The 24,410-nt window shown below is 64.9% G+C and carries 25 protein-coding genes; 15 read left to right on the top strand and 10 right to left on the bottom strand.

From position 1 onward, the window contains the following. Entirely contained in the window at window positions 1-492 is a 492-nt protein-coding gene (ybaK, locus tag J1M81_RS09435) for a Cys-tRNA(Pro) deacylase (protein WP_206497967.1), read from the bottom strand. Window positions 493-583: 91 nt separating this feature from the next. On the opposite strand from ybaK, the gene J1M81_RS09430 reads away from it, so the two are divergent. Beyond that, window positions 584-1,360 (top strand): sigma-70 family RNA polymerase sigma factor, encoded by a 777-nt coding sequence (locus J1M81_RS09430; protein ID WP_230591196.1) that lies wholly within the window; start codon window positions 584-586, stop codon window positions 1,358-1,360. A 44-nt stretch (window positions 1,361-1,404) separates the two neighbouring features. Then, on the top strand, window positions 1,405-1,692 hold the full coding sequence (gene rsrA / locus J1M81_RS09425; protein ID WP_027496522.1) for a mycothiol system anti-sigma-R factor: 288 nt from the start codon (window positions 1,405-1,407) through the stop codon (window positions 1,690-1,692). 69 nt (window positions 1,693-1,761) lie between these two features. Here rsrA and J1M81_RS27005 read toward each other — a convergent pair whose 3' ends face one another. Beyond that, window positions 1,762-1,836, bottom strand: a complete 75-nt coding sequence (locus J1M81_RS27005) for a 50S ribosomal protein bL37 (protein WP_370878772.1) — start codon at window positions 1,834-1,836, stop codon at window positions 1,762-1,764. Window positions 1,837-1,955: 119 nt separating this feature from the next. Here J1M81_RS27005 and J1M81_RS09420 point away from each other — a divergent pair, with 119 nt between their 5' ends. Together J1M81_RS09420 and J1M81_RS09415 are read left to right on the top strand one after the other, a co-directional pair. Beyond that, complete coding sequence (locus tag J1M81_RS09420; protein WP_027496523.1) at window positions 1,956-2,171, top strand: biotin/lipoyl-binding carrier protein; 216 nt, start codon at window positions 1,956-1,958, stop codon at window positions 2,169-2,171. Window positions 2,172-2,192: 21 nt separating this feature from the next. Further along, a complete protein-coding gene (locus J1M81_RS09415) occupies window positions 2,193-3,671 on the top strand; it encodes a sensor histidine kinase (protein ID WP_027496524.1) in 1,479 nt (492 codons plus the stop codon). 152 nt (window positions 3,672-3,823) lie between these two features. Here J1M81_RS09415 and J1M81_RS09410 read toward each other — a convergent pair whose 3' ends face one another. Continuing rightward, window positions 3,824-4,078, bottom strand: a complete 255-nt coding sequence (locus tag J1M81_RS09410) for a WhiB family transcriptional regulator (RefSeq protein ID WP_032366305.1) — start codon at window positions 4,076-4,078, stop codon at window positions 3,824-3,826. 266 nt (window positions 4,079-4,344) lie between these two features. Then, window positions 4,345-5,298, bottom strand: a complete 954-nt coding sequence (locus J1M81_RS09405) for a diacylglycerol kinase family protein (protein WP_027496525.1) — start codon at window positions 5,296-5,298, stop codon at window positions 4,345-4,347. 188 nt (window positions 5,299-5,486) lie between these two features. Here J1M81_RS09405 and J1M81_RS09400 point away from each other — a divergent pair, with 188 nt between their 5' ends. Beyond that, window positions 5,487-5,918 (top strand): hypothetical protein, encoded by a 432-nt coding sequence (locus J1M81_RS09400; protein ID WP_027496526.1) that lies wholly within the window; start codon window positions 5,487-5,489, stop codon window positions 5,916-5,918. Here J1M81_RS09400 and J1M81_RS09395 read toward each other — a convergent pair. Next, the gene (locus J1M81_RS09395) at window positions 5,915-6,391 is read right to left on the bottom strand and encodes a GNAT family N-acetyltransferase (protein ID WP_206497966.1); all 477 of its coding nucleotides are present in this window, start codon (window positions 6,389-6,391) and stop codon (window positions 5,915-5,917) included. The two genes, J1M81_RS09400 and J1M81_RS09395, sit on opposite strands and share 4 nt — an antisense overlap. Then, the gene (locus J1M81_RS09390; protein WP_048320261.1) at window positions 6,388-7,047 is read right to left on the bottom strand and encodes an acid phosphatase; all 660 of its coding nucleotides are present in this window, start codon (window positions 7,045-7,047) and stop codon (window positions 6,388-6,390) included. The genes J1M81_RS09395 and J1M81_RS09390 overlap by 4 nt, the downstream gene beginning before the upstream one ends. Window positions 7,048-7,243: 196 nt before the next feature. On the opposite strand from J1M81_RS09390, the gene J1M81_RS09385 reads away from it, so the two are divergent. Both J1M81_RS09385 and J1M81_RS09380 read left to right on the top strand, forming a co-directional pair. Then, a complete protein-coding gene (locus J1M81_RS09385) occupies window positions 7,244-8,710 on the top strand; it encodes a DHA2 family efflux MFS transporter permease subunit (protein ID WP_206497965.1) in 1,467 nt (488 codons plus the stop codon). A 56-nt stretch (window positions 8,711-8,766) separates the two neighbouring features. After that, a complete protein-coding gene (locus tag J1M81_RS09380) occupies window positions 8,767-9,561 on the top strand; it encodes a ParA family protein (RefSeq protein WP_027496529.1) in 795 nt (264 codons plus the stop codon). 23 nt (window positions 9,562-9,584) lie between these two features. Here J1M81_RS09380 and J1M81_RS09375 read toward each other — a convergent pair whose 3' ends face one another. Together J1M81_RS09375 and J1M81_RS09370 are read right to left on the bottom strand one after the other, a co-directional pair. Further along, complete coding sequence (locus J1M81_RS09375; protein ID WP_094622384.1) at window positions 9,585-10,838, bottom strand: hypothetical protein; 1,254 nt, start codon at window positions 10,836-10,838, stop codon at window positions 9,585-9,587. A gap of 9 nt (window positions 10,839-10,847) precedes the next feature. Then, window positions 10,848-12,404: a DEAD/DEAH box helicase gene (locus tag J1M81_RS09370; RefSeq protein ID WP_230074291.1), complete on the bottom strand. Its 1,557-nt coding sequence runs from the start codon at window positions 12,402-12,404 to the stop codon at window positions 10,848-10,850. A 413-nt stretch (window positions 12,405-12,817) separates the two neighbouring features. On the opposite strand from J1M81_RS09370, the gene J1M81_RS09365 reads away from it, so the two are divergent. Both J1M81_RS09365 and J1M81_RS09360 read left to right on the top strand, forming a co-directional pair. Continuing rightward, complete coding sequence (locus tag J1M81_RS09365; RefSeq protein ID WP_241257832.1) at window positions 12,818-13,552, top strand: ferritin-like fold-containing protein; 735 nt, start codon at window positions 12,818-12,820, stop codon at window positions 13,550-13,552. Between the two features lie 138 nt (window positions 13,553-13,690). Beyond that, window positions 13,691-13,918 carry a DUF3107 domain-containing protein gene (locus J1M81_RS09360; RefSeq protein WP_027496533.1) on the top strand — a complete coding sequence of 76 codons (228 nt, stop codon included), beginning with the start codon at window positions 13,691-13,693 and terminating at the stop codon, window positions 13,916-13,918. 83 nt (window positions 13,919-14,001) lie between these two features. Here J1M81_RS09360 and J1M81_RS09355 read toward each other — a convergent pair whose 3' ends face one another. After that, a complete protein-coding gene (locus J1M81_RS09355) occupies window positions 14,002-14,655 on the bottom strand; it encodes a TetR/AcrR family transcriptional regulator (protein WP_027496534.1) in 654 nt (217 codons plus the stop codon). Between the two features lie 336 nt (window positions 14,656-14,991). Between J1M81_RS09355 and J1M81_RS09350 the strand changes: the two genes are divergently transcribed. The 3 genes from J1M81_RS09350 to J1M81_RS09340 all read left to right on the top strand — a co-directional run bounded on the left by J1M81_RS09350 (window position 14,992) and on the right by J1M81_RS09340 (window position 18,186). Beyond that, a complete protein-coding gene (locus tag J1M81_RS09350) occupies window positions 14,992-16,020 on the top strand; it encodes a DUF3152 domain-containing protein (protein ID WP_374223897.1) in 1,029 nt (342 codons plus the stop codon). Window positions 16,021-16,096: 76 nt separating this feature from the next. Then, complete coding sequence (gene moeZ, locus J1M81_RS09345; protein WP_080729269.1) at window positions 16,097-17,263, top strand: adenylyltransferase/sulfurtransferase MoeZ; 1,167 nt, start codon at window positions 16,097-16,099, stop codon at window positions 17,261-17,263. A gap of 68 nt (window positions 17,264-17,331) precedes the next feature. Beyond that, entirely contained in the window at window positions 17,332-18,186 is an 855-nt protein-coding gene (locus J1M81_RS09340) for a TIGR02569 family protein (protein ID WP_027496537.1), read from the top strand. On the opposite strand, the gene J1M81_RS09335 is transcribed toward J1M81_RS09340, so the two are convergent. After that, on the bottom strand, window positions 18,176-18,868 hold the full coding sequence (locus J1M81_RS09335; protein WP_027496538.1) for a FadR/GntR family transcriptional regulator: 693 nt from the start codon (window positions 18,866-18,868) through the stop codon (window positions 18,176-18,178). The genes J1M81_RS09340 and J1M81_RS09335 overlap by 11 nt on opposite strands. Window positions 18,869-18,966: 98 nt before the next feature. Between J1M81_RS09335 and J1M81_RS09330 the strand changes: the two genes are divergently transcribed. From J1M81_RS09330 to nirB, 3 genes are all read left to right on the top strand, one after another. Beyond that, entirely contained in the window at window positions 18,967-20,208 is a 1,242-nt protein-coding gene (locus J1M81_RS09330) for an MFS transporter (protein ID WP_308051245.1), read from the top strand. A gap of 224 nt (window positions 20,209-20,432) precedes the next feature. Next, entirely contained in the window at window positions 20,433-21,836 is a 1,404-nt protein-coding gene (locus J1M81_RS09325) for a NarK/NasA family nitrate transporter (RefSeq protein ID WP_032407092.1), read from the top strand. 59 nt (window positions 21,837-21,895) lie between these two features. Further along, window positions 21,896-24,391, top strand: a complete 2,496-nt coding sequence (nirB, locus tag J1M81_RS09320) for a nitrite reductase large subunit NirB (RefSeq protein WP_032366317.1) — start codon at window positions 21,896-21,898, stop codon at window positions 24,389-24,391. Window positions 24,392-24,410: the final 19 nt, after the last annotated feature.

Here is a 24,410-nt window from a genome sequence, read left to right as displayed (position 1 = left end):
TCAGTGTGCGGCGATGGGCGCGGTGACGGCGCGCGTGAGGCGAATGAGATCGGCCGGAGCGAGTTCGATCTCCAGGCCACGGCGACCCCCGCTGCACAGCACACGGTCGAACTCGAGTGCCGAGTCGTCGATGACGGTGGGCAGGGGTCTACGTTGGCCGAGCGGCGAAATTCCGCCGAACACGTAGCCGGACGACCGTTCGGCGGCGGTCCTGTCGGCCATCGCGACCTTCCGTGTGTCCAGAGCGGCTGCTGCCGCTTTCAACGAGAGCATTCCGGTGACGGGGACCACCGCGACGGCCAGCGAACGATCTGCGCGTTCGACGACCAGGGTCTTGAACACCTGCTCCGGGCGCACGCCGAGGCGCTCGCCCAGAATCTCGGCGGCCTCGCTGCCGAACGACTGCGTGCGCGAATCGTGCTCGTAGGTATGCACGGTATGCGCCACCTTTTGTGCGGTGAGCAGCGCAAGAGCGGGAGTCGACGCAGCCATTCGTCGGACTCTATCGACTGCGGCGGGAACACCGCGGCGCGCGGCAGTGTTGTGACAGGGCAGATACGGATGCAGGCGGAAGGAATGACGAATGGCAGTGCTGACCGCGGGACGTCCCTTGGCGATCAAGGGGGTGATCTCGTCGCAGAAGCCGACTTCGGGCGCGGTAGCCTGGGCGGTGGAAGCTACCGAAGGGATCAGCGTGACAGAAGCCAGGACTCCCACCGAAGCGGACGAGAAGGCGATCGCCGAGCAGCGGGCAGCCGAGACCGAGGCCCAGCTGACCGAACGCTTCGAGCGTGACGCGTTGCCGATGCTCGACCAGCTGTACGGTGCCGCGCTGCGGATGACGCGCAACCCCGCAGATGCCGAGGACCTGGTGCAGGAGACGTTCGTGAAGGCCTACTCGGCGTTCCGGTCGTTCCGTGAGGGCACGAACCTGAAGGCGTGGCTCTACCGAATCCTGACCAACACCTACATCAACTCCTATCGCAAGAAGCAGCGTCAGCCTGCGCAGTACCCGACCGACGAGATCAGTGACTGGCAGCTCGCCGCGACCGCTGAACACACGTCCACCGGACTGCGCTCGGCCGAGGTCGAGGCGCTGGACGCACTGCCGGACGACGACATCAAGGCCGCTCTGCAGTCGTTGCCCGAGGAATTCCGGATGGCGGTGTACTACGCCGACGTCGAGGGTTTCCCGTACAAGGAAATCGCGGAGATCATGGGAACGCCCATCGGAACGGTGATGTCGCGCTTGCATCGTGGGCGTAAGCAACTTCGAGGTTTGCTGGCGGGTGTGGCCCGCGACCGTGGATTCAACCGGGACGGCGCAGTCGACCGGCACGAGCAGGAGGTAGTCCAGTGACGCGCACCGGTGATTCCGGCGATGACATCATCGGCGGCGGTTCTGTGGGCGACGGCGGAGCCGACGCCGAATTCGAGCGACTGGATTGCTCGGCCGTGATCGCGGACGTATGGATCATGTTGGACAACGAGTGCGACGAGGCCAGCAGGCAACGGTTGCAGAAGCACATCGACGAGTGCGGATCGTGCTTCGAGGCGTACGGCATCGAAGAGAAGGTCAAGCGGCTGATCTCCCGTAAATGTGGCGGAGATCAAGCGCCCGCCGGGCTTCGCGAGCGACTCAGCGTGGAAATCCGACGTACGGTGCTGACCCGTAGCGTCGACTCCGAATAACCTGATCGTACCGACGACGAAGGGCCGAGAAGCAGTGCTTCTCGGCCCTTCGTGGCTGGTGGCAGAACGTCAGCTGTTGGGACGTTTGCCGTGGTTGGCCTTGTTGCCCTTACGAGCACGCTTCTTACGTCCACGCTTTCCCATGATGGGCTCCTCTCGTTTGTTCACTACAGTCTCCCACGTGTGATTGGCTTACTGTGACGGGCATGGTCTCCGGTGTGTGCCCGCCGCGGTTCGAGGTGTCGTGAGAGAGGGGTTCGCCGGTGTCCGAGGATGTTCGTGCGGAGATGGTGTCGACGGTGTTTCAGGTGGTCGTGGCCCGCGGTGATGCCGTCGAGGTCGGTGACACGTTGGTCGTGCTGGAGTCGATGAAGATGGAGATTCCCGTGCTCGCCGAGACCGCAGGCACCGTCACGTCCGTGGACGTCGCAGTGGGGGATGTCATTCAACAGGGCGACCTCATCGCTGTGGTGTCCTGACCGACGGCTGCGTGAGAACCCGTGTCGACCCTCAGTGACCTGCTGGCCGAACACACCGATCTGCCCGGTGCCGCGGTGGACCATCTGCAGCGCGTCGTAGGGGAGTGGCAGCTCCTGGCCGACCTGTCGTTCGCGGACGTATTGCTCTGGGTCGGTACCGACGATGTCTCGGACGGGTCGGCGGACGTGCTGTGTGTCGCCCAGTGCAGACCCACCACCGCGCCGACGGTGTTCACCCACGACATCGTGGGGACGACCATCTCCGAGTCCGAGCACCCCGAAGTGCTCGTCGCGTTGCAACAGCGAAAGATCGTGCAGGGTGGTGTTCTGACCCGCAGCGAGAGCATTCCCGTGCGATGTGGAGAGCACGTCATCGCCGTGCTGACCCGCGACACCAATCCGGCCCAGCTTCGTCCGCCGAGTGCGCTCGAGGTCGCGTATCGGGAATGTGCGGACGATCTGTGCCTGATGATCAGCGAGGGAACGTTTCCGACGCCGGAGGAGCGAACCGACGTCAACTCGTCGCCGCGGGCCGGCGACGGCTTCATCCGCATCGATACCGAGGGACGGGTGGATTACGCGAGCCCCAATGCGCTGTCGGCGTACCACCGGATGGGTTTGACGACGGAACTGTCGGGCCGTGACCTCGCGTCGGTGACGCGGTCTCTGGTGACCGACCCGTTCGATTCGCAAGAAGTGGCCGACCATATCCGGTCGTCACTGTCCGGCAACGTCGGGCACCGAATGGAAGTGGACGCCCGCGGCGCGACGGTTCTGGTGCGCACGTTGGCACTGCAGCCGCACGGTCGATCCGCGGGCGCAGCCGTACTCGTCCGAGACGTCACCGAGGTGAAGCGACGCGACCGTGCGCTGCTCAGCAAGGACGCGACGATTCGCGAAATCCACCATCGAGTGAAGAACAACCTGCAGACCGTGGCGGCTCTGCTGAGGCTGCAGTCGCGGCGGCTCGAGAACGAGGAAGCTCGCACCGCGTTGTCCGAATCCGTTCGCCGCGTGACGTCCATCGCGCTGGTGCACGAGATGCTGTCGATGTCGGTCGACGAAGAAGTGGATCTCGACGAGATAGTCGACCGGTTGGTGCCGATCATGCTCGACATCGCCACCGTCAACCCTCGGGTGCGGGTGGTCCGAGACGGCCAACTCGGTGTCTTCTCCGCCGAGCGGGCGACACCGCTGGTGATGGTGTTGGCCGAGCTGGTGCAGAACGCGATGGAGCACGGGTTCGACGCCGGATCGGTCGGCGTGGTGCGCATCGGTGCCGATCGTTCGTCGAAATGGCTCGACGTCGTCATCCACGACGACGGTCGCGGATTGCCCGCAGGGTTCTCGTTGGAGCGTTCGGACGGACTGGGGCTGCAGATCGTACGCACTCTGGTGTCGGTCGAACTGAACGGTTCTCTGGGCCTGCATCCGGCTCCTGGAGGTGGCACCGACGCCATGCTGCGAGTGCCACTGGGCCGTCGGGTGCCGCGAGCCTGACGGGCCGCTCGTGAACAGTGCGTTACGAACCGGCCGCACTGTGACGTGAGAACGCCCGATCCGTGGAAGCGCCCGCTATGCAGTCCGACATGCAGAAGGCCCGGTATCCGCTGAGCGGATACCGGGCCTACCGAGTGTTGTGTGCCTGCGTCCTAGACGGAGCTACGTGCGCGCGTACGTGCGTTGCGTCGCTTGAGTGCACGGCGCTCGTCTTCGCTCATTGCGCCCCATACTCCTGCGTCCTGGCCGGATTCGAGTGCCCAGGACAGGCATTCTGCGGTGACGGGGCACCGAGTACAGACGACTTTGGCATCGGCGATCTGCGCGAGCGCCGGACCACTGTTTCCCACCGGGAAAAATAGTTCCGGATCTTCATCGCGACAAATTGCCTTGTGGCGCCAGTCCATCCTCTGCTCCTTACCGGGCGCCGAAGCGCCGTTTCGTTTCTCTTCTGTTTCACGAGTGGGTAACCAATGTTTCCGCACTGTTGCTTGTGAATGCTTTCACGAACTCAGGTGAAGTCAAGGGATACGCGCGTGACCGTGGTCAAGCTCACTCTGTTAGGCTCGCTTTAGCCTTCTGCGCTCCTTTGTACCCCGACTCGGCAGATATTGCTCGTGATTTCGCAGGAAATTGCCCATCGAGCATCTTCGCGCGCAGGTCACAGTGGGTCTCACGTAACGGGCGCGACAACATCCAATGCGTCGGGAGTCGAGAAGAACTCCGCCTCGGTGCGTTCACCCAGATAGTCTCCGTCCATCTGCAGCCCCATCGGTTCTGCAGACGTAATTCGAACACTCGGGACGTCGTCGACTCGAATCAACTTGCGAGACTTCGGTTCTGCACCTTTGGCCAACAGCTGACGCGACACCCGCAGCGTGGGGAACAGTGCCGTCGAGCGCATCGCGAACACGCCGAGACCCGAATCGAAAGCGGTCCCGGGATTGGTATGGACCGGACGATCGTTCAAGAAGGTCCACGGACTCGAGTTCGACACGAACGCATAGTGCACGTTCTCGAACGGATCCCGCCCGGGAACCTCCACCGTCAACTGCGCCGGACGACGCTTGTGCTTGAAGAACTCCTGCACCGAGAACCGGAGATAACGCGTCGCCGACACCGGCGTACCGTCCTTCCGGCTCGCATCGATGGCCCGACACACTTCCGCGTCCAAACCCATCCCGGCATTGAACGTGAACCACCGGTTGTCGCAATGCCCCAGACCGACCGTCCGCCGCGCCCGCGCGTCCAGCAGACCGATCAACTGATTCGTGGCCGCTACCGGATCCGCCTCGATTCCGAGAGAGCGCGCGAACACATTCGCACTACCACCGGGAACGACCGCAATAGGCGGAATCGCGCCGATCGTCACCGCCTGCATCGACGTCGGCAACGGAACCCCGAGCAGACCGTTGATGACCTCGTTCACCGTGCCGTCACCCCCGTGAACGATCACCAGGCCCACCCCGTCCTCACGGGCACCCCGAGCCAACTCCGACGCATGATCACGATGCGTCGTCTGCGCCACCGTCACCCGCAACCGACTCGACAATGCATGAGCCAACAGATCCCGAGCTGCAGCCGTCGTAGAAGTCGCATTGGGATTGACGATCAGCAGCGCACGCACAGGAACAAACACTAACCGGGTGGCTCGGCGGACTCCACCGGCACCACCCGGGTCGTTCCGCAGGCTCCACTCGCGCCCCAGGGTCGTTCCGCGGGCTCCACTCCTGCCCCTTGGGTCGTTCCGCAGGCTCCACTCCCGCCCCCTGGGTCGTTCCGCAGGCTCCACTCCCGGTTGCCTAGGCTGGTCCCGTGTCCACCCAACCCGAGAACCTCACCCCACCGGCCACTTTTCGATCCGCCGGGGTCCTCGTCGCAGCACAAGGTGCCGTCTCGCTGGTCGCGGCCTTCGTTCTCGTCGTGCGCGCGGTCTCCGGAGAGGGCGACAACGCTGTCGCCAACGGGTACGGCACGGCCGGGTGGTTCGGCGTGCTGGGCCTCGGCGTCGGGGCTGCAGGCGTTGCCCTGATTCTCGGCAAACGGTGGGGGAGGGCACTGGCAACCGTCGTACAGCTACTGCTGCTTCCCGTCGTGTGGTCGCTGCTCACCGGTTCACATCAGACCGTCTACGGCATCGTTCTGGGAATCGTTGTGGTTGCGGTATTGGTGCTGCTGTTCAGTCCACCCTCGTCGCAGTGGATGGCGGCCGAGTACAGCGACGTCGACGACGAACCGCGTCTCTAGGACGCTTTCGCGGCCAGGTCCCTCAGGGCACCGTCGGTCAATCGGAATGTGGTCCACTCGTCCTGAGCCTGCGCGTGCAACGCTCGGTAGAACCCGATCGACGGAGTGTTCCAGTCCAACACCGACCAGGTCAGTCGCGTGTAGCCGTTGGTTTCGCACTCGGCCGCCAACGCTGCCAGCAGTGCGGTTCCGAACCCATGGCCGCGTGCGTCCGGCTGCACGTAGAGGTCCTCCAGATAGATTCCGTTGACCCCGTCCCAGGTGGAGAAGTTCAAGAACCACAGAGCGCACCCCACCACCACGCCGTCGTGCTCGGCGACGTGCGCGAACACCGACGGATTCTCACCGAACAGAGCCGACCGGAGTTGGTCGTCTCGGACCGTGCACAACGAGGACGCCTTCTCGTACTCCGCCAGTTCGTGGACCAACCCGCAGATGGCGGATACATCGTCTTCGGTGGCGCGGCGGATCATCGTGGACCTCCGGTCGGGTCGGTGCCGATCGAGCGATCGGTGGCTGCAGAGAGAATCGAGGGGTGAACATTGTGGGCGATGAGCTGTCGAAAGGAGTGCTCGAAACCGAGCAGTGAGTAGGCGGCCGGGGACAATGCGAAGCGCTTCCCTTCGGTGATGGACGCTTCCGTCCAGCCGGCGATCAGTGCTCTCGAGAAATGGCCGTGTCCCACCAGCACCACGTCCCGGCCTTCGAGCAGTGGAAGAACAACGGACAACACCAGTTCGACGCGAACAGCGATGTCACCGATCGACTCTCCGCCCGGGCACGGGTGCGTCCAGACGGTCCAGTGCGGCACTGTCTCGTGGATCTCCGACGACGTGATGCCCTCGTAGTCGCCGTAGTCCCACTCCGACAGCGCATCCCATGTTCGATCGACCTCGAGCCCCGCGAGATCGGCTGTTCGACGGGCCCGTTCGCGCGGGCTGCTGATGACCACCGGGTCTCGCAAATTCAGCAGAGTCAGCAGTGAGCCGGCCTCGACTGCCTGCTGCTCACCGTGGGCGGTGAGTGGAACATCGGTGTTTCCGGTGTGCTTACCTGCGAGGGCCCATTCGGTTTCCCCGTGGCGGAGTAGAACGACTCGGCCGGCCTCGACGGCTCCGTGGTTGGTCATGCACACGATCATGCCTGCCGGTCGGGTGTGTGCTTCGTCATACCGAACCGGTGGATGTGTCCGAAAACGCGATTGAGTCCAGACCTACCGGACGGTTATTCTCTTCTGGATCTTCACCGTCGCAGGCAACGCAGTCCTGCCCGTCAGTGTGCTCACTGCATTGACCTCGTAGCTCTTCTCATCGATCTGGAGAACAATGACCGACTTGCAGAAGCCCGCGCCCTCCGGTGCCCCGGAGAAGCTCGACGGAGCGTTGCTGAAGATCGCCGGTGTCGTCGTTCTCGGCGCGATCATGTCGATTCTCGACGTCACCGTCGTCAGCGTGGCCCTGAGGACGTTCACCGACGTGTTCGAGACCACGTATGCCAACGCGGCCTGGACGATGACCGGTTACACCCTCGCCTTGGCCACCGTCATCCCGTTGACGGGCTGGGCTGCGGACCGTTTCGGCACCAAGCGTCTGTACATCACGGCACTGGTGCTGTTCGTTCTCGGTTCGGTGCTGTGCAGTTTCGCCTGGGACATCACGTCGTTGATCGTGTTCCGTGTACTGCAGGGCCTCGGCGGAGGCATGTTGATGCCCCTGGGCATGACGATCATGACGCGTGCCGCCGGCCCCGAACGGATCGGCCGCGTGATGGCCGTGCTCGGTGTGCCGATGCTGATCGGGCCCATCGCGGGCCCCATCCTCGGCGGATGGCTGATCGAGGCCGCGAGCTGGCACTGGATCTTCCTCATCAACTTGCCGATCGGCATTCTCGCGCTGATCGCCGCAATCGTGATCTTTCCGCGCGACAATCCGACCCCGTCGGAATCGTTCGACTTCCGCGGCATGCTGATGCTCTCTCCCGGTCTGGCCCTGTTTCTCTACGGTGCGTCGTCGGTCGTCGAAACCGAGACCGTGTTGGCCGTCAAGGTGCTGGTTCCGGTCATCGTGGGCCTGGTGCTGATCGTGTTGTTCGTCTTCCACGCTCTTCGCGTCGAGCATCCGTTGATCGACCTGAGGCTCTTCCGGAACCGCTCACTCACCGTCGCGGTCATCACGACCACCTTCTTCATGGTCGCGTTCATGGGCGCAGGGTTGCTGTTTCCCAGCTACTTCCTGCTCCGCGGCGAGTCCACACTGTCGGCCGGGCTGCTTCTCGCACCGCAGGGTATCGGCGCGATGATAGCCATGCCGATCGCCGGAGTGATCGCGGACAAGACCGGTCCAGGACGAATCGTGCTGATGGGCATGGTCCTGATCACCGCAGGCATGGCGGTGTTCACCCAGGTCGGCACCAGCACGTCGTACACGTTGTTGATCGGAGCCTTGTTCGTCATGGGGCTGGGGCTCGGCTCGACGATGATGCCCATCATGACTGCTGCGCTGCAGACGTTGACGAGCGAAACAGTCGCTCGCGGTTCGACATTGATGAACATCGTCCAGCAGGCCGCCGGATCGATCGGAACCGCGTTGATGTCGGTGGTGTTGACCGCGCAGCAGAAGCCGGCGCTGACGGCCTCGAGCCAGCTCGAAGCATTCGACATCTCGGCGCGCGCGTTCGGGACCACCTTCATGGTCGCGTTGGTGCTCATCGTCATCACGTTCGTGCCCGCGTTCTTCCTGCCCCGAACCAAGCACGTTTCTCAGGAATCCGCGCCGCCGATCGTGATGCACTGACGCGCCCGGAACCGACAAACCTCGCTCGAGCGGCGAATCTAGGCAAGGATCAGGGCGTGACGACAATTCTTGCGGTAGCGAATCAGAAGGGCGGCGTGGCCAAGACCACTACGGTCGCCTCGCTGGCAGCCGCGCTGCACGCACTCGACCGACGCGTTCTGGTGGTCGATCTCGACCCGCAGGGATGCCTGACGTTCTCGCTCGGTCACAACCCGGACAAGCTCGACTCGTCGGTGCACGAGGTATTGACCGGGGACGCACAGGTCGAGGACGTGCTGATCGAGACGGCGGAGGGGATCGTGCTGTTGCCCGCCACGATCGACCTCGCGGGTGCGGAGGCGCTGTTGCTCATGCGCGCCGGTCGCGAGTTCGCACTCAAGCGTGCTCTGGCACCGATTCTGCAGGATTTCGACGTGGTCGTCATCGATTGCCCACCCTCGCTCGGTGTTCTCACGCTGAACGGTCTCACGGCCGCGCAATCGGTTCTGGTCCCGCTCCAGTGTGAGACGCTCGCTCACCGCGGCGTCGGACAACTACTGCGGACGGTGTCCGAGGTGCAGCAGATCACCAACCCCGACCTCGCACTGCTGGGTGCACTGCCCACCCTGTTCGATGCCCGTACCACCCATAGCCGAGACGTGCTCGGCGATGTTTCCGATCGGTACTCGCTGCCGGTCCTCGCTCCGCCGATCCCCAGGACGGTGCGTTTCGCGGAGGCGAGTGCATCCGGCGCAACGGTGCTGTCGGGGCGAAAGAACAAGGGCGCGCAGGCGTATCGCGAGCTGGCCGAGAACTTGTTGGCCCACTGGGAGGGCACAGCAGAACTGAAGACGTACGACCCTGCGGAGTAGCTCCTCCGATCGGCCGTCCTCGATCAACCCAGCGCGACCAGGTCGGAACCGCGCTGCTCGACGACGACATCGCCGATCACGGAGGTCTGCACCGGTCCGTCGTAGTCGCCGCGATCGATCGGAATCTCGGCAATCACCGTGCCGGTGGCGAGCTCGACCACCGCGATCGCGTCGGGCACGGGAACCAGTAGCCTGCCGGCCATGACGGCACCGCTGCCGAGGGCCCCGGGCATGGACCACGCCGGAGTCAGGTCGGTGGAGTTCAGTGCCTGCACTCCGGAGCCGGTGAACCAGGTGAACACCGAACCCTGTTTCGCTGCCGGCGAGGCGGGCGGTGCGGATGTTGGGCCGAGGCCCGCGGGGAGAGCGAACTCGGAGACGGCCGTGGCGGTGTCGTCGTAGAGCGCGATGCGCGCAGGGGCACCGTTTGCGGACGGAACATACAGCGCGACAAGGCTTCCCGTCAGAGCCAGGACGCGTCCGGATGTCGGCTCCTGCTCCGAGGTGACGAGATCCGGGACCACCGAGGATCCGTACTCCTCGGGTTCGCTCGCATCCTTGGGGGCAGGGTTGAGCAGAGATAGTCGTGCGGCCGGCTCACCCGGGCACTGTTCGAGTACCGCCGTCCGCGAATTGGACGACGTGGTGGACAGGAGCGTGCATCCGGTTCTCGGCTGAGTGCCCGGGTTGACCGGAGCATCGACGCGCCCGTATTCGAGTGTGCGCACCATGTCCGAGCGCCACAGTTCCATCCGAGTGTCACCTCGCGAGGTCACGTAGGTGCCGTCGGACGAGAGGTACACCGAGTCGTCTGCGTCGGACGTGCGCTGTGCTGTGCGGACGCCGGTCGATCCGTCGAGCGTGGTCACCTGCGAGCAACCGCGGTCGTCGCGGTAGACCGAGACGGCAGTGTTCCAGGAGGCGATCACCGAGCACAGGGGTAGGTCTCGCGAGTACGACCACGCCGGGTCGCCGGAACGGGGGTCGTGGCCGACCACCGAACCGCCATCGGCGGTCACGACTGCCGAACCGGTCACGACCGGAACCGGCGTATGCGCCGAATCCGTCGCCGAACTCGGTGCCCGCCACAACTCGGACAGGGCGGCGGGCACGGAGGCGGCCGCCTCGGACGGCGCGAGTGGATTGTCGGCCGTGACAGAGGTGGTGCCCCGAGCGTCACCCGTGAGCCAGGCGACGCTCGCGGCCACGACCACCGTCACCGCGATGACTGCCGCGACGACGAGATCGGTTCTCGACCTACGTTCTGGAGCCAGCACGGCTGGAGACTACTCCGACGCGCTCGCCGTCGAAGGTCCGGTCTCGGCGGACGATCCGCTCGTGCGGCGACGGCGTCGGCGACGAGGAGCGGTCTTGGTCGACGCTTCCGGTGTCGACGAATCGGTCGAATCCGACTGTGCCGCAACAGGGTTCGCGGTCGATGCAGAGGCGTTGGCCGAGTCGGTCGAGGTCGAGGCCTGGTCCCCGTCCTGTCCCGCGCGGGTGCGACGGCGGCTGCGTGAGCGGCGCGGCTTGCTCGGTGCGGACGCCTCTGCCGACGGTGCTGCGGACTCGGTGTCGGGGGCCTTGTCAGCGGCCTGCTCTGCGGCTCGCGCGGGTGCCGCCTTGCGTACGGTGCCGGTCGCATCGGTGGGGATATCGAGCTCGGCGAACAGATGCGGCGAGCTCGAGTAGGTCTCGACCGGATCCGGCATACCCAGATTCAGGGCCTTGTCGATCAGCTGCCAGCGCGGGATATCGTCCCAGTCGACGAGGGTGACGGCGATACCGGTGCGCCCTGCACGGCCGGTACGGCCGATGCGGTGGACGTAGGTCTTCTCGTCCTCGGGGCACTGGTAGTTGATGACGTGGGTGACGTCGTCGATGTCGATACCTCGGGCCGCGACGTCGGTGGCGATCAGCACGTCGATCTTGCCGGTGCGGAACGCCTTGAGAGCCTTCTCGCGTTGGACCTGCCCGAGATCTCCGTGGACCGCGCCGACCGAGTAGCCACGCTCGGCGAGCTCGTCGGAGACCTTCTGCGCGGTGCGCTTGGTGCGGGTGAACACCATCGTCGCGCCGCGGCCTTCCGCCTTGAGCACCTTGGCGACCATCTCGACCTTGTCGAGTGCGTGCGCCCGGTAGACGTGCTGGGCGGTGCGATCGTGCACGGCGGAGGACTCCGCCTCTTCGGCCCGGATGTGCGTCGGCTGCGTCAGGAACGTGCGCGCCAGCGTGATGATCGGGCCGGGCATCGTCGCGGAGAACAGCATCGTCTGACGCTTGTCGGGGACCATGCCCAGGATGCGTTCGATGTCGGGAAGGAACCCGAGGTCGAGCATCTCGTCGGCCTCGTCGAGAACCAGGACGCCGACCTTGCCGAGGATCAGGTGGTTCTGCTTGGCGAGGTCGAGTAGACGGCCGGGAGTGCCGACGACGACGTCGACGCCGTTCTGGAGCGCGCTGATCTGAGCTTCGTACGGGCGGCCGCCGTAGATGGAAAGAACCTTCACCGGGCCGTTCGCGCCGCTGAGGTACTTCGATGCATTCTCGAGGTCGGAGCTGACCTGAACACACAGCTCACGGGTCGGCACGATGATCAGCGCGCGTGGCGTGCCGTCGAGCGGGGTCGTTCCGGAATTCTCCGTGGCGAGACGATGCAGCAGAGGCACACCGAAACCGAAGGTCTTGCCCATTCCGGTCCTGGCCTGCCCGATGAGGTCGTCTCCCGCGATCGCCAGCGGAAGAGTGAGCTCCTGGATGGCGAAGGTGCGCTCGATACCCATGTCGGCGAGTGCACGAACGATGTCGGCGTCGACGTTCAACTCGGCGAACGTCGGCGGCACATGCGTGTCGTCCAGTTGGGCCGACAGGGTCGTGTCGCCGGTCTCGGATTCTTGGTCTACGACTATCTTGCTCAGGGGACTGGCCTTCCTCGTGGTCGAACGTACGCACAAGGAAGGGCACAGGCCTATTGCCGGCCGAAGTCGATGCCCTCAATCCGATGTGATGTCGCCGTCAGCCTCAGCGCGGCCGCGAACTGTGAAATTCGCTGCGGCGAAGCTCTCGAGGCGACCCGGATCAGGTGCGCACACATTATCGATGATCGCCGCATCGGCTTTCGGTCCGTGTGACAGGTCCGCGAGCAACGATCGACACCATGGTAGCTTGCCCGGCCCGATTCTCCACGGTCGACGGGTCGCGGCAGGTGTGACGCGCCCCGCGACGGGGCGTCGGACACGGGTCTACGATTCGTGGAATGGGAGCCCATTCGTCGGAGTCGTCGTCGCCCGCAGTTGCATCCACCGCCCTCGTCGGGTCGAGCGATCCGAACAGAGGGGAGCCCGCGATCGCACACGATCACCCGGGCGTTCCCGACTTGTTCGCCGTGCTCGCCTACGGCGAGATCTCTGCGTTCTACCGGTTGGCGGAGGACGCTCGAATGGCTCCGTCCATGGAAGGCCGGGTGGCGCTGGCGAGTATGGCCGCCGCCGAGATGAGTCATTTCGAGACGTTGGAACAGGCTTTGTCCAACCGTGGCCTCGACGTGTATTCGTCGATGGATCCGTTCGTGCGGGCTCTGGACGAGTACCACGCCTCCACCACGCCGTCGACCTGGTTGGAGTCGTTGGTCAAGGCATACGTGGGTGACGGAATCGCCGCTGATTTCTACCGGCAGATCGCGCACAGCCTCGCCCCCGACGTCGCGGAGATCGTCCGCGACGTGTTGGCCGAGACCGGGCATTCGGAGTTCGTCGTCCACGAGGTGTCCGAACGGGTCCGGGCGAGCTCCCAGGACAAGGCACGCCTGATGTTGTGGGGGCGTCGACTGCTCGGCGAGGCGATCACGCAGGCCCAGTTCGTGCTCGCGCAGCGCGAGTCGCTGACCGATCTCGTCATCACCGCGTCGGGCGACCTCAACGGGGTCGTCGCTCTGTTCGATCGCATGCAGGAGCAGCATGCCGAACGGATGTCCTCGCTCGGGTTGGACTGATCGGCTCGATCGGGCACCGGGCGGGGCGGGTCCCCGCCCGGTGTTCGCTGACAGCACAGGCCTGGAAGCGGCTGCGGCACGCGGGCTGCACTAGCCTGGCGAGAACAGCGTCAGTTGTCGAGAGTTCGGAGGTTGACCGTGGAGGTCAAGATCGGTGTGTCGGAGAGTTCCCGTGAGCTCGTCGTGAACAGTGCGCAGTCCCCGGCCGAGGTCGAAGCGCTCGTATCGACCGCCTTCGCAGGTAAGGACGGAGTGCTGTCGTTGGAGGACGAGAAGGGACGCAAGTTCTTGATCCAGACCGCCAAGGTGTCGTACGTCGAGATCGGCCCGTCCGATCCTCGCAAGGTCGGGTTCGCAACCACCTGAGACGGCCGGTAACACCACACGCCCCTCGTTCTTCTCGAACGAGGGGCGTGTGGCGTATGTGGGCGGGATGCCCGACCGGCTGGTTACGGAGACTGCAGCGGAACGTGCGACAGGCCGCCCCAGGCCAGTGAAACCGTGGTGTCGACGGCGTCTTCCTTGGAGATCGGCCGATCTGCTTCGAGCCAGTAGCGTGCGGTGAACTGGCTGGCACCGACGAGGCCGACGGCCAGCACTCGTGCTCGGTACGGATCGAGTCCGGAATCGTGGGCGACCAGGTCGAAGACGGCGTCGACGCATGCTTCGGTCGCCTGCTCCACGCGGGCGTTGACCTGAGGGTCACCCATCAGATCCGACTCGAAGACCAGGCGGAAACCCTGGGTGTCGGTGTCGACGAAATCGTAGAACGCCAGAACCGCAGCGCGGACGCGTTGCTTGTTGTCGGTCGTCGAACGCAGAGCCTGACGAACCCCGGCGATGAGGGTGTCGACGTAGCTCTGCAGTACCGCCAGGTACAGCTCGAGTTTGCCGGGGAAGTGCTGGTAGAGAACCGGTTTGCTGACTCCGGCGCATTCGGCGATCTCGTCCATTCCCGACGCGTGATAGCCGCGGGTCACGAAGATTTCGCTCGCAGCAGCCAGCAGTTGCGCCCGACGGGCATCACGCGGCAGCCTGGCGCTGCGGCGGTTGCCGGTGGTGGCCGGACGGTCGGAGGACCTCCGGTCGTCGAGATCTGTCATCAAATATGTTCCCATCGCGTCGACAGCTGCGCTCGTCTTGGTTCGACAACGTGCGGTCCGGCGTGAACTTCCGGCGGGTGGCCTTCGGTTCGGACCGCTCGTAGCGCAGATCACGGGCAACGATACTCGTGGCCGTCGGCACCGCTGGGATCCTGGGGGATCCTTGTCGGAAACGGGCGATCTCGAATCACATCGCATGGTTTGTTTGTACGATGTTTGTCGTACCGAGAGCCCGATAGATCCGTCCCCGGTATCGGCGTGCCGAGCGGCGAGCGAGCAGGATTGTGAGATCGTGAGCGAGTGACTGACCGAGGCGAGCCGCGAATTCGCGGCGGTGTGCAGTCCGGCGGGTTCGACGAGCGGTCGGACGATCTTCCACGAGGCGTGGGTGGTCGTGGGTCGCATCAGCCCTTGCGCGCGCAGTGGGACCCGACGCAGCGCGAGGTCAAGGACCGCAGTCGCCGCCCCGAGCGTGACGTGCGTAAACAAACCAAGTTGGGAAAGTTCGCCGCCACCTACGGCTGGCGGGCGTACGCGGTACCGATCCTGATCGCCGTCACCGCGCTCGTGGTCGTCGATGCCGTTAGGGCCGGTGACCCGGTCGTCGGCACCGCCTCTCAGGACACCTCCCAGGACCCAGGGTTCGGCACGCTGAGCTCCGATACGTCCGGAACCGGAATCATCGGGGTCCCGCCGCAGGCCGACGGCAACTTCGCGGAAACGATCTCGTCCGGTGAGCTGCCCGACGGTGGACCGTTCGCGGTGCAGGGGGCAGGCACCTGGCACACCGTCGCCGGCAGCACCGAGCAGGTCGGCCAGGGAACCGAGCGGGTGTTCACCTATACCGTCGAGGTCGAGGACGGTGTGGACACCGTCGGTTTCGGCGGCGACGAGTCGTTCGGCCGTCTGGTGGATCAGACGTTGGCCAACCCCAAGAGCTGGACCAACGACCCACGTTTCGCGTTCCGCCGTATCGATCAGGGTGACCCGGATTTCCGGATCTCCCTGACGTCGCAGATGTCCATTCGGCAGGCGTGTGGATACGACATCCAACTCGAGGTGTCCTGCTACAACCCCGGCATCGAACGGGTCGTGCTCAACGAACCCAGATGGGTACGCGGAGCGATCTCCTTCCAGGGAGACATCGGTTCGTACCGTCAGTATCAGATCAACCACGAGGTCGGGCACGCCATCGGCTACCAGCAGCATCAGCCGTGCGAAACCGACGGCGGGCTGGCACCGGTGATGATGCAGCAGACGTTCGGAACGGCCAACGACGACATCGCGCGGCTCGACCCCGAGGGCGTCGTGCCCATGGACGGCAAGACCTGCCGGTTCAACCCGTGGCCCTATCCGCGCGGGTGAGCGATCGCGGATTAGATTCGAAGGCGGCGAACGCAGTTATGTGGTCGCCCCGTCGAGTCGAGGAGTGTCGCTGAGCGTGGTCCACCTACCGCCACTGGTCGAAGCCACCGGTGAACTGACCTCCGAGGAGGTTGCCAGGTACAGCCGTCACCTGATCATTCCGGACGTCGGAACGGACGGCCAGAAGCGGTTGCGGAACGCCCGCGTGCTCGTGGTCGGAGCCGGCGGACTGGGTTCGCCTGCGCTGCTGTACCTCGCGGCCGCCGGCATCGGAACTCTGGGCATCGTGGAATTCGACGACGTCGAGCTGTCCAACCTCCAGCGACAAGTCATCCATGGGCGGTCCGACGTCGGACGACCGAAGGCCGACAGCGCACGGGACTCGATCCTCGAACTCAACGACGGCGTCTCGGTGGTGCTGCACAGGGTCCGCCTCGACTCGTCCAACGCGATCGACATCTTCGGCAATTACGATCTCGTTCTCGACGGCACCGACAACTTCGCCACCCGATACCTCGTCAACGACGCGGCCGCACTGGTCGGTATCCCGTACGTGTGGGGTTCGATCTACCGGTTCGAGGGGCAGGTCTCGGTGTTCTGGGATGCAGCTCCGGGCGGCGTCGGGATCAACTATCGAGATCTGTACCCCGAGGCTCCGCCGCCGGGAATGGTGCCCTCCTGCGCCGAGGGTGGCGTCCTGGGCGTGCTCTGCGCCTCGATCGGGTCGGTCATGGTGACCGAAGCCATCAAGTTGATCACCGGAATAGGCGAGACGCTGCTGGGACGGCTGATGATCTACGACGCGTTGGCCATGAGCTACCGAACCGTCGGACTGGCCCGTGATCCGCACCGAACCCCGATCACGGAACTGATCGATTACGACGCCTTCTGCGGGGTGGTGCCGGCCGTCGAATCCGACGACGCCTCGATCAGCCCCGAGCAGCTACGGGCGATGTTGGATTCCGGACGCGAGGTCGCCTTGATCGACGTGCGTGAGCCGGTGGAGTGGGACATCGTGCGGATCGAGGGCGCTCGGCTGATACCGCGCGGGCGAATTCTGTCCGGGGCGGCGTTGGCCGAACTGCCACAGCAGGTACCGATCGTTCTGTACTGCAAAACCGGCATCAGGTCCGCGGAGGTTCTCGACGCTCTCGTCGGTGCCGGTTTCACCGACGCAACCCATCTCGACGGCGGAATCGTGGAGTGGGCCAAGCAGATCGAGCCCGGCCTGCCCATCTACTGACGTGGCGGCTGGGCCGCATGCGCGCGTCGTCCGCAGAGCTCTGCCCGATCGGCGGTACCGTGGCGTTCGTGAGCTCTGTCGAACCTCCTCAGCACGTGATCTCTACGTTCGGGCTGCGCGATGTCGAACCTGCGCCACTGGGTGCGGACTGGGACGGAGGGTGGCGTCTGGGTGACGTCGTGCTCTCGCCCGTCGCCGATCACGCTCGCGCAGCCTGGTCTGCGAAGGTGCGAGAAACACTGACTGTGGACGGTGTGCGCCTCGCTCGACCGGTGCGCTCGACCGATGGTCGATACGTCGTGTCCGGTTGGCGTGCAGATACGTTCGTCGCAGGCGAACCCGAGCCTCGCCACGACGAAGTGGTCTCGTTGTCCATGCGGTTGCACGCAGCGACCGCGCAGTTGGAACGTCCCCGCTTCTTGGTGCAGCCACCCGTCGCCCCGTGGGCCGACGTCGACGTGTTCGTCGCGGCCGACCGGGCCGCCTGGGAGGCCGTTCCGCTACGGACCGCTCGCGGTGCGGGTGCGCCGGAGCCGTCGTCGAGTGACGGCAAGAGCAGCCTCGAATTGGTCAAACAGCTTGCGACACTGCGTAAGCCCGTCGAATCGCCGGACCAATTGGTACACGGCGACCTGTTCGGGACGGTGTTGTTCTCCGGCAGCGATGCTCCGGGGATCAGCGATATCACCCCGTACTGGCGTCCGGCGTCGTGGGCTGCCGGCGTCGCCGTGGTGGACGCGCTCTCGTGGGGAGACGCCGACGACGGTCTGGTGGGCCGGTGGGACGATCTACCGGAATGGCCGCAGATGCTGTTGCGCGCGTTGATGTTTCGTCTGGCTGTGCACGCACTTCATCCGCGGTCGACGTCGGAGGCATTTCCCGGCCTCGCGCGCACGGCAGATCTGGTGCGTCTCATTCTGTAGGTTCGGGCGCGTGGCCCGGAGGGGCGGAGAGTTCGCGGAACAGCGACCGGGCGGAGGCGATTGCCCGGGCCGAATCACCGTCCACGATCGCGTCGACGAGGGCTGTGTGCTCGGCGACGTAGTCGTCGTCGTGAGCAGTGGCGTGTTCTCTGATCGTCTCGTGGATCACCGGTAGCAACGAGTCGTAGAACTCCAGGTAGATCGCGTTGTGGCTGGCGGCGACGATGCTCCGATGCAGGCGCGCGTCGATTCGTACGGCGTCGGCCAACGGCACGTCGCCGCTCGACCAGGCGACATTGCGGTTCTCGAGGGCGTCGTTCATCTCTCGGATGTCGTGCTCGTCGCGTCGATCCGCAGCCAATGCTGCTGCGGTCACCTCGAGAGTTTCCCGGAGCTCGGTGACGTCGCGATAACGGGCGTCCGAGAAGTACTTGCCCAGGGTGCCGCCGAGGTCCGAGCAGGTCATGACGAACGTTCCCGACCCCTGCCGTCGCTCGACCATGCCGGCGTGGACGAGTGCCTGAACGGCCTCACGAACCGTGTTTCGCCCGGTGCCGGTCATCTCGCACAGCTCCGGTTCGGTGGGAATTCTGCTGCCGACCGGCCATCGTTTCGACGTGATCTCGTCGCGCAGGGCTGCAGTGACCTGGGTGATCAGGCTCGATCGGTGGACCTGGCGCACGGAGGCTCCTCGTTCTGGGGGCGGTGCAGTGCTCGGGGTGCTGCGCCGACGATGATACTGCGTTGCACCCGATGATCCGGTCATCCTATGATTACGCGGTGAGTGCGCCTACCGTTTCCGAGACCACCCAGACCGGTACATCACTCGTTCGCGGCCGACTGCTGGTGTTCGCCGCCATCGTTCTTTCTGCGCTGACGCTGCGCGCCGCCGTGACGTCCATCAGCCCTCTGTTCGGCAGGATCGCAACGGATCTGCAGTTCGGGGATGCCGTCATCGGCGTCGTCGGGATGCTGCCGCCGGCGATGTTCGCCGTGTTCGGGTTGGCGACACCGCTTCTCGCCAAGCGCGCCGGTCTCGAGCGCGCCGCCCTGCTCGCCATGGCGTTGACCACGATCGGGATGGCCACCCGGGCATTCGCGCCGAACACGGCGTCGTTACTGGCGCTGTCCGCGATCGCCCTCGCCGGCATGGGTATCGGAAACGTCGTCATTCCACCTCTGGTCAAGCGGTACTTCTCGGATCGACTCGCAGTGGTCAGCACCATCTACATCTGTGCACTCCAGATCAGCACCATGATTCCGCCGCTGCTCGCGGTTCCGGTCGCCGATGCCCACGGGTGGCGGCTCTCCATCGGGGTCTGGGCGATCGTCGGTGTTGCCGCAGCATTGCCGTGGCTCGGTGTCGTGATCGCCCGACGTGGTCGCGACGAGAAGGACGTCTCTGCCGAGGCCGGTTCGGCGGCCGTGCACACCCGATCCGGCGGCCGCATCCATCGATCCTCGCTCGCGTGGGGAATGGTGATGATGTTCGCGATGACGTCGCTGATCACGTATTCGATGTTGACGTGGCTGCCGACGCTGTTGATCGACTCGGGTATCGGCGAGGGGTTGGCCGGAGCCTCGGTCGCCGCGTTCGGAGCGATGGGCCTGGTCACGTCGCTGGCCACGCCGACCCTCTGCGCAAAACTGCGAAATCCGTTCGGCCTCGTCCTGGTCGCCGCGGTGTGCTACCTCTGTGGGTTCTCCGGCTTGCACTTCTCGCCTGCCGCCGGAACGGTGATCTGGGTGTGCCTGATCGGCCTCGGCACGATGACCTTTCCGATGTCGCTGACGCTGATCAATCTCAGGACCCGCACCGCGGTGGGCTCATCCTCGCTCTCGGGCTTCACCCAGGGGCTGGGCTACGTGGTGTCGGCCACCGGACCGATACTGTTCGGCTTCCTGCACACCGTGTCCGGCGGTTGGGGATTGCCGCTGACGCTGCTCACCGGATGCGTTGTGATTCTGCTGGTCGGCGGCTATCTGTGCTGTCGACCTCGGATGCTCGAAGACTCCTGGTGACCCGGCTCGTCGACGCGTTCGATCTCACGTACGCGCCGACGAGCGGGTGAGAACGAGTTAATCAGCGGGTCACCGCACGCAGCGCCGCTGCAACATGGCTTTCCTATCTTGGTGTCACTCACCGAACCAGGAGGCCATACGTGACCAGCCTTTCTCGCAGCGCTTCAGCCGAAACCGGCTCTGCTGCCACCGCACCCGTTCCGCCCGGGACCGTTCCCGTCTCGGTGAATCACCGGATCGCGCATTGGAATTCCGAGGACGTGCAGGCGTGGGAAGGCGGCGGTAAGCAGATCGCCAAACGAAACCTGATCTGGTCGGTCGTCGCCGAACACGTCGGCTTCTCGATCTGGTCGATCTGGTCGGTGATGGTGCTGTTCATGCCGTTGTCGGTTTACGGCATCGATGCCGCGGGCAAATTCTTCCTGGTGGCAGTCCCCACTCTCGTCGGTGCTGTCCTGCGTATTCCGTACACGTTCGCCACGGCGAAATTCGGCGGGCGCAACTGGACCATCTTCAGCGCTCTGGTGTTGCTGATTCCCACGCTGTTGACGATGTACTTCATGTTGAACCCGGCCTCGTACACCACGTACATCATCGTGGCGGCGTTCGCCGGAGTCGGCGGCGGTAACTTCGCCTCGTCGATGACGAACATCAACGCCTTCTATCCGCAGCGCGAAAAGGGTTGGGCCCTCGGACTGAACGCCGGCGGAGGCAACATCGGCGTACCGGTCATCCAGCTCATCGGTCTGCTGGTCATCGCTACCGTCGGCAACACCGCACCCGAGATCGTCTGCGCCGTGTACCTGGTGTTCATCGCGATCGCCGCCGTCGGTGCCGCGCTGTACATGGACAACCTCGACAACCAGAAGACCAACGGCCGCTCCATGATCGACGTGTTGAAGTTCTCCGACGCATGGTGGATCGCCTTCCTCTACATCGGCACGTTCGGATCGTTCATCGGCTTCAGCTTCGCATTCGGGCAGGTACTCCAGATCAACTTCCTGGCCGGATTGACCGACGGGGCACCCGCCACGGCGGCTCAGCAGGCCCAGGCCTCGCTGCACGCTGCACAGATCGCGTTCCTCGGGCCACTGCTGGGGTCGCTGTCGCGTCCGTTCGGCGGCAAGCTCGCCGACAAGATCGGCGGCGGAAAAATCACCCTGTACACGTTCGTGGCCATGACCTTCTCCACCGGAATTCTGGTAGCGGCCAGCACCTGGGACGACTCGACGCCCGGGGCGGCCAGCGGCACAGTGATGGTCCTCTTCGTCATCGGATTCATCGCACTCTTCTTGCTCTCGGGCCTCGGCAACGGGTCGGTGTACAAGATGATTCCCGCGATCTTCGCTGCGAAATCTGTTGCACTGCAGGGCATGACGGTCGAGGAACAGCAGCACTGGTCCCGCAAGATGTCCGGCGCACTGATCGGGATCGCCGGTGCCATCGGCGCACTCGGCGGTGTCGCCATCAACCTGGTGCTGCGGGCGTCGTACTCCGGTAGTGCGAAGTCGGCAACCACAGCGTTCTGGGTGTTCCTCGGCTTCTATGTGGTCTGCGCGATCGTCACGTGGGCGATCTACCTGCGCAGGACCGACTCCGCCGATGCCGACGCTCCGGTAGCCGTCTGACGCTCGGTGCAGGCGCGCTCGAAATATTCTGCACGGCAACGAAATCGGAAGGACCCGCAATGAAGAACGCGGTAGTGGTAGGGCACGGAATGGTAGGGCACAGGTTCGTCGAGGCGCTGCGGGCGCGCGACGAGGGTGCCGAGTGGAAGATCACGATCCTGTGCGAGGAAGCTCTGCCGGCGTACGACCGGGTGGGTCTGTCGTCCTACGTCGGTGCCTGGGACCACAAGGAACTTGCGTTGGCGGGCAACGACTATCCGGGCGACTCCCTCGTCGAGATGCGTACCGGGGTGCGGGCCGAACGCGTCGACCGTGACCACCGAACCGTCGTCACCTCGGCCGGCGACACCGTGGAATACGACGCGCTGGTCCTCGCCACCGGCTCCTACCCGTTCGTCCCGCCGATCGCCGGACACGACCTGCCCGCGTGCTTCGTCTACCGCACCCTCGACGACCTGGACAGGATCCGTGCACGCGCCGACGCCGCTGGACCGGGAGCCGTGGGCGTGGTCGTCGGTGGCGGCCTGCTCGGCCTCGAAGCGGCGAACGCGTTGAAGAAGATGGGCATGACGCCGCACGTCATCGAGTTCGCGCCGCGATTGATGCCGCTTCAGGTGGACGAAGGCGGCGGTGCGCTACTGGCCCGCCTCGTCACCGATCTGGGGTTGAACGTGCATGTGGGAGTGGGCACGTCGTCGATCACCGAGAACGACAGCGCCGGATTGACGGTCGAGCTGAGCAACGGCGATACGATCGACGCGGCGCTGCTGGTGTTCTCCGCGGGGGTACGACCGCAGGACCGGCTGGCTCGCGAAAGCGGCCTCGACGTCGGCGAGCGCGGCGGTATTCTGGTCGACATCGGCTGCACCACATCCGATCCCGACGTCTACGCCATCGGCGAATGTGCTGCGGTCGAAGGCCGATGCTACGGACTCGTCGCGCCCGGATATTCGACGGCCGAGGTGGTGGCCGACCGATTGCTCGGCGGCGCAGCGGAATTCCCCGGAGCGGACATGTCGACCAAGCTCAAGCTCATGGGCGTCGATGTGGCGAGCTTCGGTGACGCGATGGCCGCAACTCCGGGTGCGCTCGAGGTGGTCTTCAGCGACGCACCCAAGGGCACCTACGCCAAGCTCGTCGTCACCGACGACGCCAAGACGTTGCTCGGCGGCATCCTCGTCGGCGACGCATCGGCGTACTCGTTGCTCCGGCCGCTCGTCGGACGCGAATTGCCGGGCGATCCGGGTTCGCTGATCTCTCCGGCGGCCGAGCAGGTCGGCATCGGAGCGCTTCCCGACGACGCCGAGATCTGCTCGTGCAACGGTGTGACGAAGGGTGCGATCTGCTCGGCTATCTCCGACGGTGCGTGCGATCTGGCCGCGGTGAAGAGCTGCACCACGGCAGGCACCACCTGTGGAGGATGCTTGCCGTCGATCAAATCGCTGCTGGCGGCATCGGGAGTGGTGCTGTCGAAGTCGTTGTGCGAGCACTTCTCTCAGTCGAGGGCCGAGTTGTTCGAGATCGTGCGGGCGACGAACACCCGAACTTTCTCGTCGTTGATCGCCAAGTACGGATCGGGTGCCGGCTGCGACATCTGCAAGCCCGTCGTGGCCTCGATTCTCGCGTCCACCTCGTCGGATCACATTCTCGACGGTGAACTGGCGTCGTTGCAGGACACCAACGACCACTTCCTGGCCAACATCCAGAAGAACGGCACCTATTCGGTGGTGCCTCGGATGCCGGGAGGGGAGTGCACGCCCGAGCAGTTGATCGTCATCGGTGAGGTCGCCCGCGACTTCGGGCTGTACACCAAGGTGACCGGCGGGCAACGCATCGACATGTTCGGTGCCCGCGTCGAACAGCTTCCCGAAATCTGGAAGCGGCTCGTCGACGCAGGCATGGAATCGGGTCAGGCGTACGGAAAGTCGCTGCGTACGGTCAAGAGCTGCGTCGGGTCCAGCTGGTGCCGCTACGGTGTTCAGGACTCGGTGGGAATGGCCGTCGACCTCGAGAACCGGTACCGCGGACTGCGCTCGCCGCACAAGATCAAGTTCGGAGTGTCGGGCTGCGCACGTGAGTGCGCCGAAGCCCGCGGCAAGGACGTCGGCATCATTGCCACCGAAGGCGGCTGGAATCTCTACGTCGGCGGCAACGGTGGCCAGTCGCCCAAGCACGCCCAGTTGCTCGCGTCCAACCTCGACGACGCCACACTCGTCAGCTACATCGACCGCTATCTGATGTTCTACGTCCGCACCGCGGACCGCCTGCAACGCACCGCACCGTGGCTGGAATCGCTCGATGGGGGATTGGACCACCTCAAAGCCGTCGTCTGCGAGGACAGCCTGGGCATCGGCGCAGAACTCGAGGCAGACATGGCACGCCATGTCGCCGGCTACAAGGACGAATGGGCAGGGGTGCTCGAGGACGAGGAGAAGCTCGGCCGGTTCGTGTCCTTCGTCAACGCTCCGGCCGAGGCCGATCCGACCATCGCGTTCGACGAGTCCGGCGCACGCAAGGTGCCCGTGCTGATGGGGATGCCGCGCATCGGAGCGTGACGTGCTCGAGTGACGGGTT

The organism is Rhodococcus sp. KRD175, assembly GCF_017168275.1.
In the GTDB taxonomy this organism is placed as follows: Bacteria; Actinomycetota; Actinomycetes; order Mycobacteriales; family Mycobacteriaceae; genus Rhodococcoides; species Rhodococcoides fascians.
The sequence above is the reverse complement of the archived record's forward strand: the minus strand, read 5'-3'. Positions and strand labels throughout refer to the sequence as shown.

Bases quoted from the DNA above. Each gene is read 5' to 3' on its own strand.
- J1M81_RS09390 (WP_048320261.1), bottom strand. From the start codon at position 7,047: ATGACCAACCACGGAGCCGTCGAGGCCGGCCGAGTCGTTCTACTCCGC.
- J1M81_RS09430 (WP_230591196.1), top strand. From the start codon at position 584: ATGGCAGTGCTGACCGCGGGACGTCCCTTGGCGATCAAGGGGGTGATC.
- J1M81_RS09395 (WP_206497966.1), bottom strand. From the start codon at position 6,391: ATGATCCGCCGCGCCACCGAAGACGATGTATCCGCCATCTGCGGGTTG.
- ybaK (WP_206497967.1), bottom strand. From the start codon at position 492: ATGGCTGCGTCGACTCCCGCTCTTGCGCTGCTCACCGCACAAAAGGTG.
- J1M81_RS09355 (WP_027496534.1), bottom strand. From the start codon at position 14,655: ATGACAGATCTCGACGACCGGAGGTCCTCCGACCGTCCGGCCACCACC.
- J1M81_RS09410 (WP_032366305.1), bottom strand. From the start codon at position 4,078: ATGGACTGGCGCCACAAGGCAATTTGTCGCGATGAAGATCCGGAACTA.
- J1M81_RS09385 (WP_206497965.1), top strand. From the start codon at position 7,244: ATGACCGACTTGCAGAAGCCCGCGCCCTCCGGTGCCCCGGAGAAGCTC.
- nirB (WP_032366317.1), top strand. From the start codon at position 21,896: ATGAAGAACGCGGTAGTGGTAGGGCACGGAATGGTAGGGCACAGGTTC.
- J1M81_RS09365 (WP_241257832.1), top strand. From the start codon at position 12,818: ATGGGAGCCCATTCGTCGGAGTCGTCGTCGCCCGCAGTTGCATCCACC.